This is a genomic window from Muriicola marianensis, from assembly GCF_014638095.1.
Lineage (GTDB): Bacteria > Bacteroidota > Bacteroidia > Flavobacteriales > Flavobacteriaceae > Muriicola > Muriicola marianensis.
Genome location: NZ_BMFH01000001.1, coordinates 945,887 through 966,652, shown reverse-complemented (window position 1 = coordinate 966,652; position 20,766 = coordinate 945,887). Strand labels below are relative to the sequence as shown.

7 protein-coding genes are annotated in these 20,766 nt (G+C 49.7%); all 7 read left to right on the top strand.

The window, feature by feature from the left end:
• Nucleotides 1-307 precede the first annotated feature (307 nt).
• Nucleotides 308-6,736 carry a T9SS type B sorting domain-containing protein gene (locus tag IEV19_RS04390; RefSeq protein WP_188369466.1) on the top strand — a complete coding sequence of 2,143 codons (6,429 nt, stop codon included), beginning with the start codon at nt 308-310 and terminating at the stop codon, nt 6,734-6,736.
• A 15-nt stretch (nt 6,737-6,751) separates the two neighbouring features.
• The gene (locus IEV19_RS04385; protein ID WP_373284802.1) at nt 6,752-7,708 is read left to right on the top strand and encodes a PorP/SprF family type IX secretion system membrane protein; all 957 of its coding nucleotides are present in this window, start codon (nt 6,752-6,754) and stop codon (nt 7,706-7,708) included.
• Between the two features lie 11 nt (nt 7,709-7,719).
• The gene (locus IEV19_RS04380; protein ID WP_188369464.1) at nt 7,720-9,750 is read left to right on the top strand and encodes an OmpA family protein; all 2,031 of its coding nucleotides are present in this window, start codon (nt 7,720-7,722) and stop codon (nt 9,748-9,750) included.
• A gap of 129 nt (nt 9,751-9,879) precedes the next feature.
• Nucleotides 9,880-11,559 carry an Ig-like domain-containing protein gene (locus IEV19_RS04375; RefSeq protein WP_188369463.1) on the top strand — a complete coding sequence of 560 codons (1,680 nt, stop codon included), beginning with the start codon at nt 9,880-9,882 and terminating at the stop codon, nt 11,557-11,559.
• A gap of 214 nt (nt 11,560-11,773) precedes the next feature.
• Entirely contained in the window at nt 11,774-15,505 is a 3,732-nt protein-coding gene (locus IEV19_RS04370; protein WP_188369462.1) for a Calx-beta domain-containing protein, read from the top strand.
• 103 nt (nt 15,506-15,608) lie between these two features.
• Entirely contained in the window at nt 15,609-17,321 is a 1,713-nt protein-coding gene (locus IEV19_RS04365; RefSeq protein WP_188369461.1) for an Ig-like domain-containing protein, read from the top strand.
• Nucleotides 17,322-17,730: 409 nt separating this feature from the next.
• On the top strand, nt 17,731-20,766 hold a 3,036-nt coding region (locus IEV19_RS04360; protein WP_194419537.1), incomplete at its 3' end, for a beta strand repeat-containing protein.

Genomic DNA, 20,766 nt, shown 5'->3' with positions numbered 1-20,766 from the left:
CTTCTCTCCGGAACTCAAAAAAGGATATTTTAGATCGAAGCAAGACGAGATGCAAATATTGCCGATGAACAGGGATCCCCGGTAATGAGAATATCGATAAAATGCAAAAAAGCAACGTAGGAAAAAACCTACTTTATATCAGTTTATCGAAAATTCTGGTCTCTTAAAGAGAGTCGGGGAAGATTGAGATTAAACAATTTGAGGATCGGTGCGAAAAACATATCTTGCACAGTACTTTCAGACTCCCAAAGTCTTACCCATACGTCCTCCCTACCGCCATGGTGCTTAGTTCAAAAAACTAACCCACATGGAGAACTTTACTTTTTTGAGAACCCAAAAGGCATTTATTTTTTCTCTGCTTTTTTCCCTTATCCTTCTTATGCCTGCGGAGGTCTCTTATGGCATCTCAAACCCGGAATCCGGCCTTGTCAAAAAATCCAATAAAAACACCGATACCGATGGGGACGGGGTGAAGGACAAGGACGATGTAGATGACGATAACGACGGCATCCTGGATATTTTTGAGGATGCAGATTTAGATGGGGATAAAGATCATACCACCAATCCAACTGATACCGACGGAGATGGTACTCCTGATTATCTCGACATTGATTCGGATAATGATGGTATCCTCGACAATGTGGAAGCTCAGAGTAGTTCCGGATACATTGCCCCTTCAGGGATTGATGCAGATGGAGATGGACTGGATGATGCATACGCCTGTCCCGAAGAGGACGATACCAAAACGGGGGATGGAGTTTGTGATTACAACAGCAAAGCGAGCAAATACCAGGGCAAAGACAAGGTTACCCTGTGCCACAGGGAAGATAAAAGTCCCAATAATCCGAGAAATGGATATCACGAGATTACTGTGGCCCCTGAAGCAGTTCAGGCACACCTGGACCATGGAGATACTCTGGGCCCCTGTCCTGAGATTCCTGACAATTCTTGCGGACTGACCGCCGTAGACACCGACGGAGATGGTATCCCTGATTACAAGGATATAGATTCTGATAACGATGGGATTCTCGACAACGTGGAATCCCAGACCTCTGCAGGGTATATCCCGGTCTGTACCAACGACAGTGATGGGAACGGATTGGATGATCATTACGAATCCACACCCGGGGCAGGTGAAGGTTTAACTCCCGTCAATACGGATGGAGATGCCAACCCTGATTACCGAGACATCGATTCTGACAATGACGGTATTCCTGATAATGTCGAAGGACAGTCTACATCTGGGTACGTTTCTCCGTCCGGAATGGACACGGACCAGGACGGGCTGGACGATGCGTATGAGAACAACGGTATTACCCCTCAGAACACAGACGGTACTGATGAGCCTGATTATCGGGATCTGGATACAGATAATGATACCGTTCCAGACAATAATGAAGGGAACGATTTTAACTTTGACGGTATCCCCGATCAAAACTTTACGGGAAATGATACCGATGGAGATGGACTCGATGATGGGTACGAAGGCTCAGACCTCAATGATGGTTTTGACGTTAATGACGAGGTAGACGACCCTGCCAATGACCTGCCGGATACTGATGGGACAGAGGACGTGAATTACCGCGATATCGATGATGATGGCGATGGAATAGATACCCCGGATGAAGATGCTGATGAGGACGGAGATCCTACCAATGATGATTCGGATGAAGACGGAACGCCTGATTATCTAGATCCTGATAACAACCCGGACACTGATGGGGACGGGGTGACCGATGAGGATGAAGAAGAAGACAATACCGATCCCAACGACCCCTGCGACTTTATCCTTTCCAGCCAGACCGTTGATCCTTCGGACGAGTGGAACAACCTGGACTGCGATGGGGATGGGGTTACCAACTCAGACGAGGTAGACGACCAGACTGATCCGCTGGATCCCTGTTCCTTTAATCCTGATAGCATTACTGTGGAGCAATGCGGAGATTATGTGATCTCCGATTGTGACGGGGATGGCGTGACCAATGGGGACGAGGACAATGATGGAACAGATCCCTTCGACCCTTGTGATTTTATACTTGCAAGCCAAACAGTAGACACCACCGATGAGTGGAACAACCTGGACTGCGACGGAGATGGAGTGACCAACTCAGACGAGGTGAACGATCAGACCGATCCCCTGGATCCCTGTTCTTTCAATCCTGAAAGTATCACCCTTGCTCAAAGCGGCGATTACCTGGCTGCAGATTGTGACGGGGATGGAGTGACCAACGAAGATGAGAACAACGACGGTACTGATCCTCTGGATCCTTGTTCCTTCGTTCTGACAAGTCAGACAGTAGACACCACCGATGAGTGGAATAACCTGGACTGCGATGGCGATGGAGTAACCAACTCAGACGAGGTGGACGACCAGACTGATCCGCTGGATCCATGTTCCTTTAATCCTGATAGCATTACTGTGGAGCAATGCGGCGATTATGTGGTCTCCGATTGTGACGGGGATGGCGTTACTAATGGAGATGAAGATAATGACGGCACCGACCCATTCGACCCCTGCGACTTTATCCTGACCAGCCAGACTGTGGATCCCTCAGATGAGTGGAACAATCTCGACTGCGATGGGGACGGGGTAACCAACTCAGATGAGGTAAATGATCAGACCGATCCCCTGGATCCCTGCTCCTTTAATCCTGAAAGTATTACGCTAGCACAAAGCGGCGACTACCTGGTTGCCGATTGTGATGGTGATGGGGTGACCAACGAAGATGAGAACGACGACGGTACTGATCCCCTGGATCCCTGTTCATTTGTGCTGACAAGTCAGACGGTAGACACCACCGAGGAATGGAACAACCTCGACTGTGACGGGGACGGGGTGACCAACTCAGACGAGGTAACTGATCAGACCGATCCGCTGGATCCCTGCTCTTTCAACCCTGACAGTATTACCGTGGCCCAGAGTGGCGACTACCTGCTCGCTGATTGTGACGGCGATGGGGTGACCAACGAAGATGAGAACAACGACGGTACTGATCCTCTGGATCCCTGTTCCTTCGTCCTGACAAGTCAGACTGTAGACACCACCGAGGAATGGAACAACCTCGACTGTGACGGGGACGGGGTGACCAACTCAGACGAGGTGAATGACCAGACCGATCCTCTGGATCCCTGCTCTTTCAACCCTGACAGTATTACCCTCGCCCAGAGCGGCGACTACCTGGTTGCCGATTGTGACGGGGATGGGGTGACCAACGAAGATGAGAACAACGACGGTACTGATCCTCTGGATCCCTGCTCCTTCGTCCTGACAAGTCAGACGGTAGACACCACCGATGAGTGGAATAATCTCGACTGCGATGGGGATGGGGTGACCAACTCCGACGAGGTAAACGATCAGACGGATCCTCTGGATCCCTGTTCATATAATCCGGACAGCATTACCGTTGCACAAAGTGATGACTATCTCGCTTTGGATTGTGACGGAGATGGGGTGACCAATGGAGATGAAAACAACGATGGCACAGATCCTCTTGATCCCTGTTCCCTGGTGTTGGCGAGCCAGACGCTCGATCCTTCTGCCGAGTGGGATGCGATAGACTGTGACGGAGATGGGAATCCCAACGGAGGAGATCCCAATCCGCTGGTGGCTACCGCTGTGGATGATGAAGGTGAAACTGCTGCCGAGACCGCGGTGACCATCAATATCCTGGCCAACGACGATTACCTGCCGAATAACGATCCCAATAATCTGGGCACGACTGCGATTACCCAGATCGGGGGTACGGCAACAGGCGCTGTCTCCTTTGACCCGGAAACAGGGGAACTCACCTTTACTCCTGATATTTCCGAATCAAACTCCACAGTTACCATAATTTATCAGGTATGCAACACAGATCCTGAACCCGATGTGTGTGCTTCAGCAACCGTAACTATAACGGTAGGTGCCAACTTGATCGACGCGGTGGATGACGACTTCAGCACTACTCCTGTAGACGGGGTTGCCGGAGGGGTTGTGCCGGACAGTAATGTACTGGACAACGACACCCTGAATGGCGAGCCTGTGAAACCTGCCGATGTGGTGCTCACCAGCACGCCAACGGGCCCGCTTACCGTCAATGAGGACGGTACGGTGACCGTAGCACCTAATACGCCAGCAGGCACCTATACGATCGAATACACCATTTGTGAGGTAGCCAACCCGACCAATTGCGATACCGGTTCAGTGACCGTAGTCGTAGATCCGGGAGCCAATGTGATCGACGCGGTGGATGACGACTTCAGCGCCACTCCTGTAGACGGGGTAGCCGGGGGCGTGGTACCGGACAGCAATGTGCTGGACAATGACACTTTGAACGGCCAACCTGTGGATCCTGCCGATGTGGTTCTCTCCAGTACGCCAACGGGCCCGCTTACCGTTAATTCAGACGGTACGGTGACCGTAGCGCCTAATACGCCAGCAGGCACCTATACGATTGAATACACCATCTGTGAGGTGGCCAACCCGACAAACTGTGATACCGGTTCAGTAACCGTAGTGGTAGATCCGGGAGCCAACGTGATCGACGCGGTGGATGACGACTTCAGCGCCACTCCTGTAGACGGGGTAGCCGGGGGCGTGGTACCGGACAGCAATGTGCTGGACAATGACACTTTGAACGGCCAACCTGTGGATCCTGCCGATGTGGTGCTCTCCAGTACGCCAACGGGCCCGCTTACCGTCAACGCAGACGGCACGGTGACCGTAGCGCCTAATACGCCAGCAGGAACCTATACGATTGAATACACTATATGTGAGGTGGCCAACCCGACCAATTGCGATACGGGTTCAGTAACCGTGGTCGTGGATCCGGGAGCCAACGTGATCGACGCGGTGGATGACGACTTCAGCGCCACTCCCGTAGACGGGGAGGCCGGGGGCGTAGTACCGGACAGCAATGTGCTGGACAACGACACTTTGAACGGCCAGCCTGTGGATCCTGCCGATGTGGTGCTCACCAGTACGCCAACTGGCCCGCTTACCGTCAATGCAGACGGTACGGTGACCGTTGCGTCTGATACGTCTCCGGGCACCTATACCATTGAGTACACCATTTGTGAGGTAGCTAATCCGACCAACTGCGACACAGGCTCTGTGACAGTAGTTGTGGAAGGGGGACCAGATATCGTTGTACTCAAAGTGGATACTTTTAACGATGAGAATAATGACGGGTATGCCCAGGCTGGAGAAACCATCAGCTATACCTTTACGGTGATCAATACCGGTACGGTTCCACTTGGCAATATTACGATCACTGATCCCCTGGTAGAGGTGAGTGGTGGACCTTTGACCACCCTAGAGCCCGGGCAGACAGACAGTACAACCTTCACGGCGACGTATACCATCACCCAGGAAGATATCGATGCCGGCAGTTTCCAGAATACGGCAACTGTAACAGGCTTTATTCCGGACAACGGACCTGTCAGCTCACTTTCTGACGATCCTGATGATCCGACCGACAATGACAGTGACGGGGACGGTAATCCTGATGACCCAACGGTTACCGTACTTATTGGAGCTCCGGGGATCGATGCCGTGGATGATGATTTTACTTCAAATCCTGTGGATGGAACAACAGGTGGTGTGGTATCCAACAGCAATGTCCTGGATAATGATACCCTGAATGGGATCTCTGTAGACCCCGCTGATGTGGTGATTACTTCCACTCCAACAGGGCCGCTAACGGTCAATGCAGACGGAACGGTCAGTGTGGCACCGGATACCGCTCCGGGTACGTACACTATAGATTATACCATCTGCGAGGTGGCCAGCCCAGAGAATTGTGATACGGCAACGGTCACGGTTGAGGTGGGGATGGGACCCAACATGATCGATGCCGTAGATGATGACTTTACCTCAGTACCCGTGGATGGGACAACCGGAGGGGTCGTGCCAGACAGTAATGTCCTCGACAATGATACCCTGAATGGAGAACCTGTGGATCCTTCTGACGTGGTAATTACCTCAACGCCCACAGGTCCGCTTACCGTCAATGCAGACGGCACGGTCACTGTGGCGCCTGATACTGCTCCGGGCATGTACACCATTGATTACACGATCTGTGAGGTGGCCAACCCTGAGAATTGTGATACCGCAACAGTACTCGTAGAAGTGGGCATGGCCCCCAATTTGATCGATGCGGTGGATGACGACTTTACAGAAGTTGTCGTCGATGGGGATACAGGAGGCCTGGTGGCAGACAGCAATGTGCTGGATAATGACACCCTGAATGGAGAACCTGTGAATCCCTCTGATTTGGTCATTACGTCCACGCCTACAGGTCCGCTTACCGTCAATGCAGACGGAACGGTGACCGTACTGGCCGGTACTCCTCCGGGAACCTATACCATTGAGTATACGATTTGCGAAGTTGCAGATCCGGATAATTGCGATACGGCTATAGTGACCGTGTTGGTCTCAGAGATCGTCACTACCTTCAAAATCGAAGTGAACCAGATGGTTACCCCGAACAGTGATGGTAGAAATGATTTCCTCTTTATCCGGGATGTTGATTTTGCGAAGAACAACACCCTAAAAATTTACAATCGCTGGGGAATAGCGGTGTATGAAGGATCAAACTACAACAACCAGAACAACGTCTTTGACGGAAGATCCAGGGGTCGCTCTACCCTGAGCACCAATGATTACCTGCCCGCAGGGGTTTATTTCTATATCTTTGAATACGACCTGGATCAGGAAAGGATCACAGATACGGGTTACTTGTATTTGAGTAAATAACAGAAGCAAATGACTATGAAATTCTATAAAAATCCTCTTGTAATCTTACTATGGATTATAGCCTTGTGCGATCCTCTTCTGGCACAGCAGGATTCCCAGTACACCCAGTACATGTACAATACAATGAGTGTGAACCCGGCCTATGCAGGCTCAAGGGGGCAGCTCAGCATGGCGGCTATGTACAGGGCTCAATGGGTAGGCCTTGACGGTGCCCCAAAAACCCAGACCCTGAACCTGCACTCTCCGATCAGGAACAGTAAACTGGGATACGGGATCTCGGTCGTGAACGACAATATCGGGAACGGGGTGGTACAGGAGACCTATTTTGACGGGGTTGTTTCATATACACTCGATTTTCCCCAGGACAGAAAACTGTCCTTCGGATTGAAGGTTGGGGGAAACCTGCTGAACCTCGATTTTCAGCAATTGAGGAATTTCGATCAGGAACCTATCAATGACGGGGCCGATATCACCAACAATTTTTCTCCCAACTTCGGTTTGGGACTCTATTATCACACCAATCGATACTACCTTGGGCTTTCTGTACCCAATCTGCTTGAGTCGGATTATTTCGATAATTCACAGCGTGACGCTAACTCAGTCCAGTTCCAGTCGACCGAACGTATGAACTTTTACCTGATTACGGGGTACGTCTTTGACCTGAACTACAACTTTAAATTCAAGCCGGCCTTCCTGATGAAAGCCGTTGGCGGAGCTCCCCTTCAGCTCGATTTTTCTGGGACCTTCCTGCTGAATGATAAATTTTCCTTTGGTGCTGCTTACAGATGGGATGCCGCTGCCAGTGCACTTTTCGGATTTCAGTTGTCTGACCAGCTCATGCTCGGCCTGGCTTATGATCGCGAGATCACCGAACTCGGGGGTACGAGATTTAATGACGGTTCTTTTGAGGTATTCCTGAGGTTTGAACTGGTCCGTTCATTCCGTGGCCTGGTATCACCTAGATTCTTTTAATTATGTATTTCATGACAAAGCGTTTACTGATCACCTGCATATTTTTCTCGGCTGTTTTGGGCGGTCTGTTTGCTCAGGATGCTCCCGAGAAGAAAAGAGAAAAGTATACATATACGATGTACACCAAGGTGTACCAGAAACGCCTCATGGAGAAGCCCGATAAGGTGAAGGACACGGTATTGATGAAACTGGGGGATTCCTATTACTTTATAGCGGATTACGAGAATGCGGTCAAGGTCTATGAGTTTTTATATGAAAGGGCAGAGGAGAAAGCTGATTTTGAGGTCCCTGTGGAGTACAATTTCCGGTATGGTCAGAGTCTCAGGGCCATAGGACGTGAAAAGGACGCCATGGAAAAACTCGAGGCCTTCCTGGATGAATCCGGGGCGAGGTCTGTGGTCCAAACCACCAGGAAGTATGAAATACAGGACTTGAAAACCTATATTAAGAACTTGAAAGACAGTGTAAATCTGAAGGATTTCTCTGATTTTGCACCTGTATTTTATAAGGAGGGTCTCATTTTTTCCTCCGACAGGGATACAGGGATGTTCCACAGGTATCGCCACAGCGGGACCAACAAAGACTTTCTCGACCTTTACCAGCTCGGTTATAATGAGGACTCTATGATGGTCATCAACAAATTGAATCTAAAAGGTAACGGGATCAACGCAAGAGATGCAGAATCGACTGCGATCAAGGTAGATGAATCTACTGCTACTTTTTCCTCCGACGGGAATACCATGTATTTTACGGCCTCCAATTTCAGGGATGGGGATCTGGTGAAAGGCCCCGATAATATTGTGCGCCTGAAGATCTACAAAGCTGTTCATGGAGCCGAGGGATGGGAGATTGCGGATGAAGATTGGTATAAAAATCCCAATGGTGATAAGTCCTTTAATGTCGAAGGGTATTCCTTCGCCAATCCCGCACTGAGCCCTGACAATTCCAGGTTGTATTTCACTTCAGATATGCCGGGCAGCAAGGGACTGTCCGACCTCTTTGTGGTCAATATCAATGACTCAGGGATCTACGGCAGGATAGACAACCTTGGGGATCGGGTCAATACCCAGTTCAGGGAAAGTTTCCCTTTTGTCAGTGAGGAAGGTAAACTCTATTTTTCTTCAGACCGCCTGGGCGGGATGGGAAGGATGGACGTGTATTCAGTAAACCTGAATGCAGAAGGCAAGGTTGCCTCTGTCCCTGAAAATCTGGGGGAACCGGTCAATACGCCCTATGACGACTTTACTTTCATTTACGACAGCGAAAAAGAATACGGCTTCTTTGCTTCCAACAGGCCAAGAACTGTCGTTTCAGGGAGTAAAACCTCAGAGGATACTTCTGATAACATTTACGCCTTTACGGCCAAGTGCATCAATCCTAAAGTTCTCACTGGGATCGTGCGAGACAAGGTTACACTCCTGCCTCTGGCAGGGACCACGATCCAGATCATAGACGACAACAACGAAGTGATCGCTTCAACTTTTACCGATGAGGAAGGTGCCTATGAGGTAACTATAGACAGGACCAGGAATAACTTTGTAAGGGCTACACGGGAAGCGTATACTACAATTGAAGAGTACCTGGAGATCGCCCCCTGCGAACTGAGGATGGTTGATTTTTATATGGAGACCAGTTGTGTGGATTACGGTACAGACCTGGCTAAATTACTCGGCCTGGATCCCACCATCTTCTTTGACTTTGACAAGTCGGATATCAAGGATGACTACAAGGATGAACTAGACATAATCGTCGATGCAATGATCCTGTACCCCAGTCTCAGGATTCAGGTAAATTCCCACACAGACTCAAGGGGTCCCAATTCCTATAACCAGCCCCTTTCTGAACGCAGGGCCAAGGCAACGGTAGAATATATCGCCTCCAAAGGCATAGCCATGGACCGACTGAAATACGCAGGCTATGGGGAGACCAAACTCGTCAACGAATGTGCGGACGGGGTGAGGTGTTCAGCTGCCAAGCACCAGCTGAATCGCAGGTCAGAATTCCTGATTCTATGTGAGGAAGGGGAGAACTGTTGTTACTAGTTGGGATTTCACATCATCAATTTTGGGTTTTACAACAATTTTTCTCACCATTAATTCGATCTGAGTAGCTTAGCAATAGTCCTGAAAAGGACTCGGGTATGTTCCCTTTAAAAAATTGCTAACTCACACATGCGTATCGGTTACGGCTGCTTTAGAAAACGAATTGACCTTCTTTTCGCCTTCTCAAACTATGCTGTTTTAATTATTCTCCTTTGTAGCAGCATCCAGATATCTGCCCAGTCGGCAGGAGATTATCGCTCTGCCGGTACCGGAAACTGGAGTAATCCGGCCATATGGCAACGTTACAATGGCGTCGCCTGGGTCGCCGCAACCAATTATCCGGGCCAAAATGCGGATGCAGACCAAGTGCTCATCGGAAACGGTAACACGGTAACCCTGAACGTCGACATCACTGCCTATACCCTGACCAATTTGGTGATTGGGGACAATTCGGGAGGTAACGACATCCTCCTGCTGCCCGACAATGGGGATTTCGATGTGAACATAGAAACCCTCGCCGTAGAATCAGACGGGATCCTGGAATGGGTCAAGAATGCCAATATCCGATTTCCGGAGGGTGCTATCATCTACAATAACGGAGGTACTATAAGTACATCCAAAAGTTGTAATGCTTCTCAGGTCATCTTTATCGGAAGCGAAAAGTTTTCTACCTGTAATGGAAATGGAGGTGCAGATTACTCCTTTGATGAAATTGAATCGGCCCTGCCCCCACCGACCAGTGACGGGGATATCACGGAATGTGAAGAATCGCCCATACAGACACTCACCGCATCTGCAACTCCGCCTTCCGGAGCTTATGTGGACTGGTATAACACGGCCGAAGGTGGGACACAGGTCAGCCCGACCCTGAGCACCGTGGGGACCATCACCTATTACGCAGAAAGTGTGGATAGCAGTGATCCCAACCGGAAGAGCATTTTCAGGACCCCTGTTACTCTGACCATAGAAGACAGCCCCACGATCAGTATTTCGAGCGCCCCGGCCTGTAATTTCTTCACCAACACCTATTCCCTGGAAGTTACGGTGAGCAACGGGACAGTAACAAGTACAGACGGAACGGTAACCAATATTTCGGGCAATCAATGGAGTATCGCCAATATTCCCAATGGAACAGATATCATAGCAACGGTTACAGGCGCCAACGGCTGCGCAACGGATCTTGCCGTCACAGCTCCCAATTGCACCTGTCCGGTGGTAAATGCCCCGGTTAGCAACGGCGACCAGGCCTATTGCTCCGGTGATCCCGTACCGACGTTGAGTGTAACGGTCGGAGCAGGGGAGACGGCCGATTGGTTCGATGCCGCGTCAGGCGGTACCCTTTTGCTCAGCGGAAGTACAACCTATACCCCGATCGGCCCGGGTATTTTCTATGCCGAAGCCCGGAATATGGTCACGGGATGCCGCAGTAATTCAAGAACCGGTCTGTCTGTTTCAGCAGACCTTCCGGCTACTGCCACAATGGGGGCCGACCAGACCCAATGGGTGGGGATGGACGCCCTGTTCAGCATTACTCCTTCCAATGCCAATACGTACCAGTGGCAGGTCAGTACGGACGGAGGAGGCAGTTTTACAGATATCACTGACGGTGCAGTATACCAGGGTACACAATCCACTGTTATGACAGTGAAAAATGTTCAGGTGAATCAGAACGATCACCTTTTCAGGGTGGTGGTTTCCAATTCCATGTCGAGTTGTTCCCCAACCCTGACACCCGCAGCACGTCTCATGGTCCGTTTAAGGGGAGTTATCAGCAACCGAAAGCAGACCTACCGGATCAAAATTTTCTAGAATATAAGATAAATCCTACAAATACAGGCCTTTCAAACATCCAGAATTTATGGGAGTTGATCGATGAAAGGAAGGTGGAAACCACGTCTTTGGGAGGCAGGTGACCTCAGAATACCGTGCGTTTACACGTGATAAAGGCAGGTTCACAACATAATTTTAGGTGACAGAGCCTCCCTCCCTATTTTTACATTGGACCAACCGTATCCAATAGTAAATGAAACACAATCAAGCCGTTGCGGTTTTGATCTTCGTACTTTTCTGTACGGTCACACCTGTGCTGTACGGACAGGACACTTTTCGGGATAATTTCGAATCCGTTTCCTACTCCAACAATGACGGGACCATGAATTTTGCCACAGATTGGGTGGAAAGCGGGGATGATGATGATCCGTCCAACGGTCGGATCTTTGTCAGGACGGGTCCCAACAGGTTGCGAATCGAGAATATGGATAGTGCAGAACTCACCCGGTCCCTGAATCTATCCGGGGCAACTGGAGTGGTCCTGACCATGGATTACTGGGAGATCTCCGGAAACGAACAGATCGACGTGGACCTCTGGAACGGGACCGGATGGAATACGGTGGCCACCCTGAATGGATCGGGATCTGTGAATTACACCCTGGCGGCGAACGAGATGTCGGCCAATTCCCAGATACGCTTTATCACCAATAGCGGTGCCTGGGGAAGTACAGAGGCTTATGAGATAGATAATATCCAATTCAACGGGAATGTGCCTGCCGGAATAAGTATCAATGACATCACAGTCAATGAAGACGATGGTACAGCTACATTCACGGTTACTTTGAACAAGGCTTTTGCCGGGGGGTTTACGGTCGATTGGGCTACAGCAGACGGATCAGCGGTCGCCGGATCGGATTATACTACCAGTAGCGGTACCCTAACATTTGCAGGTACAGCGGGGGAAACCGAGACGCTCGTCGTTACCCTTATCGATGATGCGGTTCCCGAATTCAACGATGAGAATTTCCTTGTCAACCTGAGTAATATCAGCAACCCGGGAGTAATTATCGCAGACGGGCAGGGCAGTGCCACCATAATTGATGACGAATATGCGTTTAACGCACCCCTTGTCCTCACCCACGAATTTGACGGGTATATGGACTATACCTCTACAGCGGGGACCCTTAGGACACAGCCCAATACCGGGAATACCTGTGCTATTACTACCAGTTCGAGTAATACGTTTTCAACGCCCATTCCGGCAACTGCGACCATAGAACAGGCGATATTATACTGGGCCCATTCAGGAGCCACACCGGATACGCAGGTAACCTTTGACGGAAACACCGTGAACGCCGATTTCCTTTATGGCACATCCCTGACCAACCGGACTTTCTACGGGGGAAGGGCCGATGTGACCGCAATCGTTACCGCGGTACCCAACCCGTCGACCTATACCTGGACATTCTCAGGGCTTACTATAGACAATACCGATCCTTATTGTAACACCGCGACAACTCTAGGTGGCTGGTCCCTGATGGTATTCTATACGGACAACAGCCTCCCGGCTTCCACAATAAACGTGTACGAAGGGTTCAGCGGGGAAAGCAATTCCTCCTCCTCCTATACTCTCAGTGGTTTCTTCGCCATTGGGGCAACGGGTTCCAAGACTACGGTGCAGTCCTGGGAAGGGGACCAGACCCTGAGCAATAACGAGAGTCTTACGGTTACTACCGGCCTGGGAACATTTAACCTGGTGGGTGACGGGGATAATACGGGAACGCCCACCATCAATCCCTTTAATTCTACCCATTATGATAATACAGCTACCCCTACGTTGAACAATACCAATTCTCACGGGGTGGACCTGGACACCTATAATATCTCCCCTTTTATTTCACCGGGAGAAACTTCCGTGACCACAAACGTCGGGTCCGGGCAGGATTTTGTGATCCTCAATACGGTGACCCTGAAAGTACCTTCAAACCTCACCACAGGTATTGTGTTTGAAGATGTAAACTACGGAGGAGGTGCTGGCCGAAACAGGGCAACCGCAGGGGGAGTTCCTATCCCTAATGCTACGGTGGAATTATACGACGGAGGGGGAAGCCTGGTCACTACCACAACCACCAACGCAGCCGGCCGGTATGTATTTGCCGGGATGGCCAATGGTTCCTACACCGTAAGAGTGGTCAATAATTCGGTGCGATCAACCCGTCCGGGGGGAAGTACCTGTACCACCTGTATCCCAGTACAGACCTTTAAAACAGACTATATCGCGAGTGTGGTGGTGGAAGATCCCAATAGTGTTGGGGGAGAGGACCCCTCTGGTCAGGATCCCGGACCGGGGACATTAAACAATGCGCAATCAATTTCGAGCTTTACCATTCTGAATGAGGGGATCGCAGGGATGGATTTTGGCTTTAATTTCAACACCATTGTTAATACCAACGAAGATGGGCAGGGTTCCCTGGAACAGTTCATCATTAATTCTAACGCTACAGGAGAGGCCGGGCTGGATATCGTAGCGAACGGGATCTTTGATCCAGCTGCAGGGGAGGACACTTCCATATTCATGATCCCTCCAACCGGAGATGCGCTGGGCCGGGCGGCAGATGCTAACTTTACTGCCGGGATATTCGATATCGATGTCGACTTCCTCACTGCGATTACCGGAGACAATACGCATATCGACGGGCGTACCCAGACCGCCTATTCAGGGGATACAAATTCCGGAAGCATTGGGGCAGGAGGTTCTGCGGTCGGAACTTCCGCAATAAATCTACCGAATTATGACCTGCCTGAGATTCAGGTCCATGCCAAAGATGGCAATACGTTCATCAATGAAGGGAATGCCAATGTGATCCGCAACCTGTCTATATATGCAGATGACCTGGCAGGAGTGCAGGTGAATAACGGGTCTGTAACCGTATCCAGCAGCCTGATCGGCGTTGATGCCCTAGGGGCCAATAACGGAGCGATCCTTTTTGGTATTGAGGTTACAGGAGGGGAAGCCACTGTAGACAGTAACTACCTCAGTACGAATGAAGAAACCGGGATCCTGATCAATGGGGGTACAGCAACTACTGTACAGAACAACCACCTCACTGGGAATGGAAACGATAAATGTTTTGACAATATTACCATTACGGGGGGCACAGGGATACTGATCCAGCAAAACCTGCTCGAATTGTCTGCTGCGATGGGTATCGATGGAAATGGAATAGCCGGGGGTGTTACGATCACAGAGAATACCATTACCTCAGCCGGGCAGGATGGGGGAAACTGCAATGGGGTAATCGAGAATGCCGGGATCCGTCTGGAAGGCAGCAATTCTTCAATTACTAATAATATCATCTATCAGAACGGAGGCGCAGGTATCGTCCTGGGGGGTGGAACTACTTCCGGTAACCTGATCTCACAGAATTCCATCTATGCCAACGGAACCACAGCCGATGCCCTGGGGATCGACCTGGATCTGGCAGATACCATGGGGGACGGGGTTACCCTGAATGACAATGGTGACACGGACGTCGGGCCTAACGGGGCCGCTAATTTTCCCATTATCAGTGCTGCTTATATGGAAGGTTCAAACGTTGTAATCAAGGGCTGGTCAAGACCTGGTGCCACCCTGGAATTCTTCCTGACTGATATCAATGAGGGGTCAGCCGCAACCGGCGATAACCAACTGGGCTATACCAAAGATTACGGTGAAGGACAAATCTACCTGGGAACTGCCGTGGAGGGCAGTGTAGACGATTCGGATGCGGGTGTCTCCTCCTATACGGATACAGACGGAAATACAGACAATACCAATCTGTTTGAAGTGCGCATCCCGGCTCCTCCCAGCATAGGAATAGGAAATTTCCTGACGGGGACAGCTACCCTGGCCAATACCACCTCAGAATTCTCACCCTTTTCTGAGATCGCAGTGCGTACGGTGATTACAAATCGCAGGATCACATACAGGGTGAACCCTGATTAGGGATTTAATTTTTGATGAGATGAGGGAGAATAATGACGGACATAGAGTTAATTCATATTTACCGCCGCGATTTACTCGAACGGCTATTTTGCTATGCGTGCTTTTGGGATTGCTTTGTTTCCTCGATCTAAGGGCTCAGGTAGGGGTTGGTGCCAACTTTGGCATTGAAGCAGATGCATATTCCGGGGACGTACTATCCGGGGTGTTGACAGACGACTGGTTTTATAACGGGATCTCCGGAGCAGGCGTGGTGGATGAAGCTACGGCAGCTGCCATGGGATATGCTGCCCAGCTGGCAGCCAACAATAACATTGCCTTTGACCTCAGGCAAAGTATTCCTAATTACGCTTCCAACAATGGATACATTTGGTATAGTACCCGGTATGGCCGTGACCAGATAACCGGATCTACCAATGATCAAACGACTTTTACAGGAGGTAAGAATGGAGAAAATCCTATGACCAAGTGGGGAGTGCAAACTTCACCGGTACCTGATAAAACAGACATAGTTGATGCCGGGGTTCACATGCGTCGCGATGGTGTGGATGTGACCGATGATCTTTGGGTTGCCTTAATGATCTCAACTCTTTCATCCTCTGGTAACCACTTCATTGATTTTGAACTTTTTGTAAATGAACTGCAGGTTTCCGGTCCAAATTTTTTGAATTCTGGAACACAAGAGGGGCATACAGCCTGGGAATTTGATGCAGGTGGAAATGTAACACAGATAGGGGATATGATAATAGGGTTCTCTTATGGTGGAGGTGGAGTATCCGGTGTTGAGGTGAGATTATGGGTACGGCGTAGTGATTTTGTTCCAGGCACATCGCCTGGAGGAACCTCTACCTTTACCTGGGGTACTAATATTGACGGTGGAAGTACCTATGGCTATGGGCAAATAGTAGTTCCGGCAGGTGCGTTGCTCAGCAGGGTTAATCCACTGACAACCACGGGACCACCTTGGGGAACTAACAATACGTCTGGCTATACCGCGAATTTTTCTGCTGATTATTTTGCAGAGGTGGGTGTTAATTTTACCCAGCTGGGATTTGATCCCCGGGCTTTATTTGGTCCGGGAGCCGCCTGTGACTCCCCATTTAGTGCTGTTTTGGCTAAATCTCGGTCCTCAGCGTCTTTTACTTCAAACCTTAAAGATTTTGCGGGACCCTATGATTTCCTGGGGAGCGCTGCAGGCACCCAGGTGAATACGACCATAGAGGATCCGGGGGATTTTGATTCCTGCATTCCAGGGGAAACCCTGACCCTCCAGGCCGAATTCGTCAGTGCTTCTTCGGAGTATGTGTGGTATTCCCTTACCCCCGGGGTGGTTTTCCCGGCTAACGGACTTTCTGAGATATCCGGTATCGGGATGGATAGCGTGGAAATAGATACCATGGGCGATTACCAGTTAGGCATCGCCCCTCTGCAGGGTTGTACCCCGGTTACAGATCCCACAGATATTTTAAATATAAGGGCCATACCCTGTGCCTATGATGATTCCTATGCGGTCACAGAGAACTCGACCTTAAACGTACCCGTAACCGGACTGCTGGGGAATGATATAGACGATGATGCCGGAGATGTGCTCAATGTCACTACCACACCTGTGGTCGATGTATCCAACGGGTCCCTTACCCTAAATGCCGATGGAAGTTTCTCCTATACCCCAGACCCCGAATACGTGGGTTCAGATACCTTTACCTATGAGGTATGCGATTCCTTTGGGCTATGTGATACGGCCGTAGTGAGTTTGACGGTGAGTTCTAGTTCGGTGATCACTAACCGCAGGATCACCTACAGGGTGAATCCAAATTAGGGTAAAACTCAACCATTTTTTTGTTCTTCAAAAAGCAATTTCGGGAGCACAATTCAGGCTGAAAAAACGAGTCGAACGCACCTGTTATATGTATACAGAATCACACTTTAAAATCCACCTGAAAAAAGGACGAAAGAAGCTGTATTTTGAGAAAATTCCTACGAAAAGACCCTTCGATAAACCCCATGATTATTGGGATGATCGACCAACGAAACCTTAAGGATTTTAAGGTTTTTCTAGCGTAAAACCTCAAGTATTGGGTCCTAGACCATGCATTTCATCGAGTACACAACAATTATTTTCCTAGGGGTAGGTTCAGGTTAAATTTGTTAGTTGATAATAATGTATCGGGTGAAAACCGACAAAGAATCTATTGAAAAGAGAAAGGCACATACTTAAGTTTTTGACCATGGATAAGAAGATCCTGTTTCTTCTGTTTCTGGTATCGGGATTTGCATTTTCACAAACCACTGTGAATTTGCAGGATCAGTGTAACTGTGAGGTACTCAGTGGTACCGCCGTTACCTCCCCCGGGACCACTACACCTTCAGGTGCAGATACGGGAGACATTTACGTGAATACCAATACCGGGGTGATCTACTTCTGGGACGGGGATACCTGGGAGCTCACCTCCTCGGATGACCAGGTCCTGCAGAATTTCAGCTTTAACCCGGCCACCAACCTGCTGTCCCTCGATATTGAGGACGGGAATACGGTTTCCGTAGACCTGAGCGCTTTGAGCAGTACCGGTACCGATGACCAGGCCATCAGCCTGGCGGGAAATATCCTGACCCTTGAAGACGGTGGATCCGTCGACCTGACTCCTTATCTCGATAATACCGATGACCAGATTATCACAGACTTTAGTATAGATGCCAGTAATATTGTGACCCTTACACTGGAAGACGGGAATACGCGAACCGTAGACCTCTCCTCCCTTGTGGGAACAGATGACCAGACTATTAGCCTTGCAGGTAACACCCTTACTCTTGAAGATGGCGGGTCTGTGGACCTGACCCCATTTTTGGACAATACGGACGACCAGATCATCACAGACTTTAGTATAGATGCCAGCAATATTGTGACCCTTACCCTGGAGGATGGGAATACGCGGACTGTAGATCTCTCAGGATTGGTCGGCACTGACGATCAAACCGCTGCTGAGGTTACCTATGATAACACGGCCTCCGGCCTGACCGCCACTGACGTACAGGCAGCTATTGACGAGATCAATGCCCTTGCAGGAACTGTTGCCCTGGTAGACAACGGGGATGGTACCTATGATTTTACAGATGCTGCGGGCAATACCACGACCATCACAGATACGAGCATCTCCACCCTCGTGGACAATGCCGATGGTACTTATACCTATACGGATGAGACGGGAGCCACCCAGATCATCGATACCAATGCCTCCAGCAATCCTTATGACAACACAGTCTCCGGCCTGACCGCCACTGATGTTCAGGCGGCAATAGACGAAGTAGCTGCAGGTAGTACGGACGATCAGACCGCTGCCGAAGTGACCTATGACAATACAGTTTCAGGATTGACGGCCACCGACGTACAGGCTGCTATTGACGAGATCAATGCCCTTGCCGGTACAGTTGCCCTGGTAGACAACGGAGATGGTACATACGACTTTACGGATGCAGCAGGGAATACCACCACCATCACAGATACAAGTATTTCCACATTAGTGGACAATGCCGATGGCACCTATACCTATACGGATGAGACGGGAGCTACCCAGACCATCGATACCAATGCCTCGAGCAACCCTTATGACAATACGGTCTCTGGCCTTGTAGCCACTGATGTTCAGGCTGCTATTGACGAGATCAATGCCCTGGCCGGTACAGTGGCCATGGTAGACAACGGGGATGGTACTTATACCTTTACCGATGCTGCAGGAAACAATACTACCATTAGCGACACAAGTATCTCCACATTAGTGGATAATGCCGATGGTACCTATACTTATACCGACGAGACAGGAGCAACCCAGACCATCGATACCAATGCCTCGAGCAATCCTTATGACAACACAGTCTCTGGTTTGATAGCCACCGATGTGCAAGCTGCCATCGATGAGATCAATGCCCTTGCCGGTACAGTTGCCCTGGTAGACAACGGAGATGGTACATACGACTTTACGGATGCTGCCGGTAATACGACGACCATCACAGATACTTCTATCTCCACTTTAGTGGATAATGCCGATGGTACTTATACGTATACCGATGAGACGGGAGCTACCCAGACCATCGATACCAATGCCTCGAGCAACCCTTATGACAATACGGTCTCTGGCCTTGTAGCCACTGATGTTCAGGCTGCTATTGACGAGATCAATGCCCTGGCCGGTACAGTGGCCATGGTAGACAACGGGGATGGTACATACGACTTTACGGATGCTGCCGGAAATACAACTACCATTAGTGATACAAGTATTTCTACCCTAACTGATAATGGAGATGGTAGCTTTACCTATACAGATGAGACGGGTTTAACGACCATATTCACGGAGACCCTTACCACGCTTGTCGACAATTTCGACGGAACGATCACGTATACCAACGAAGACGGTGTTGCACAGATCATAAGCAAGTCTGATATCATAGATAATTTTGACGGCACCTACGTATTTAACAACAATGATGGAAGTCCGGTTACAATTGATACACGGGCTATTGCGAACCCCTACGACAATACCGCCTCCGGTCTTGTAGCTACCGATGTTCAGGCAGCTATTGACGAGGTCAATGCCCTTGCAGGAACTGTAGCTTTGGTGGATAATGGCGATGGTACATACGACTTTACAGATGCTGCCGGAAATACAACTACCATTAGTGATACAAGTATTTCTACCCTAACTGATAATGGAGATGGTAGCTTTACCTATACAGATGAGACGGGTTTAACGACCATATTCACGGAGACCCTTACCACGTTTGTCGACAATTTCGACGGAACGATCACGTATACCAACGAAGACGGTGTTGCACAGATCATAAGCAAGTCTGATATCATAGATAATTTTGACGGCACCTACGTCTTTAACAACAATGATGGAACACCTGTAACCATTGATACCAGGGCACTTTCCAACCCCTATGACAATACCGCATCTGGCCTGACCGCCACCGATGTACAGGCTGCCATTGACGAGATCAATGCCATGGCTGGTAACGTTTCTCTGGTAGATAACGGCGATGGTACTTATGATTTTACAGATGCCGCCGGAAATACCACAACCATTACAGATACCTCTATTTCCACTTTGGTGGACAATGCCGATGGTACCTATACCTATACCGATGAGACGGGTGCAACCCAGACCATCGATACCAATGCTTCGAGCAACCCTTATGACAATACGGCTTCAGGCCTTGTAGCCACTGATGTACAGGCTGCGATCGATGAGATCAATGCTTTGGCCGGG

Bases quoted from the DNA above. Each gene is read 5' to 3' on its own strand.
- IEV19_RS04390 (WP_188369466.1), top strand. From the start codon at position 308: ATGGAGAACTTTACTTTTTTGAGAACCCAAAAGGCATTTATTTTTTCT.
- IEV19_RS04385 (WP_373284802.1), top strand. From the start codon at position 6,752: ATGAAATTCTATAAAAATCCTCTTGTAATCTTACTATGGATTATAGCC.
- IEV19_RS04380 (WP_188369464.1), top strand. From the start codon at position 7,720: ATGACAAAGCGTTTACTGATCACCTGCATATTTTTCTCGGCTGTTTTG.
- IEV19_RS04375 (WP_188369463.1), top strand. From the start codon at position 9,880: ATGCGTATCGGTTACGGCTGCTTTAGAAAACGAATTGACCTTCTTTTC.
- IEV19_RS04370 (WP_188369462.1), top strand. From the start codon at position 11,774: ATGAAACACAATCAAGCCGTTGCGGTTTTGATCTTCGTACTTTTCTGT.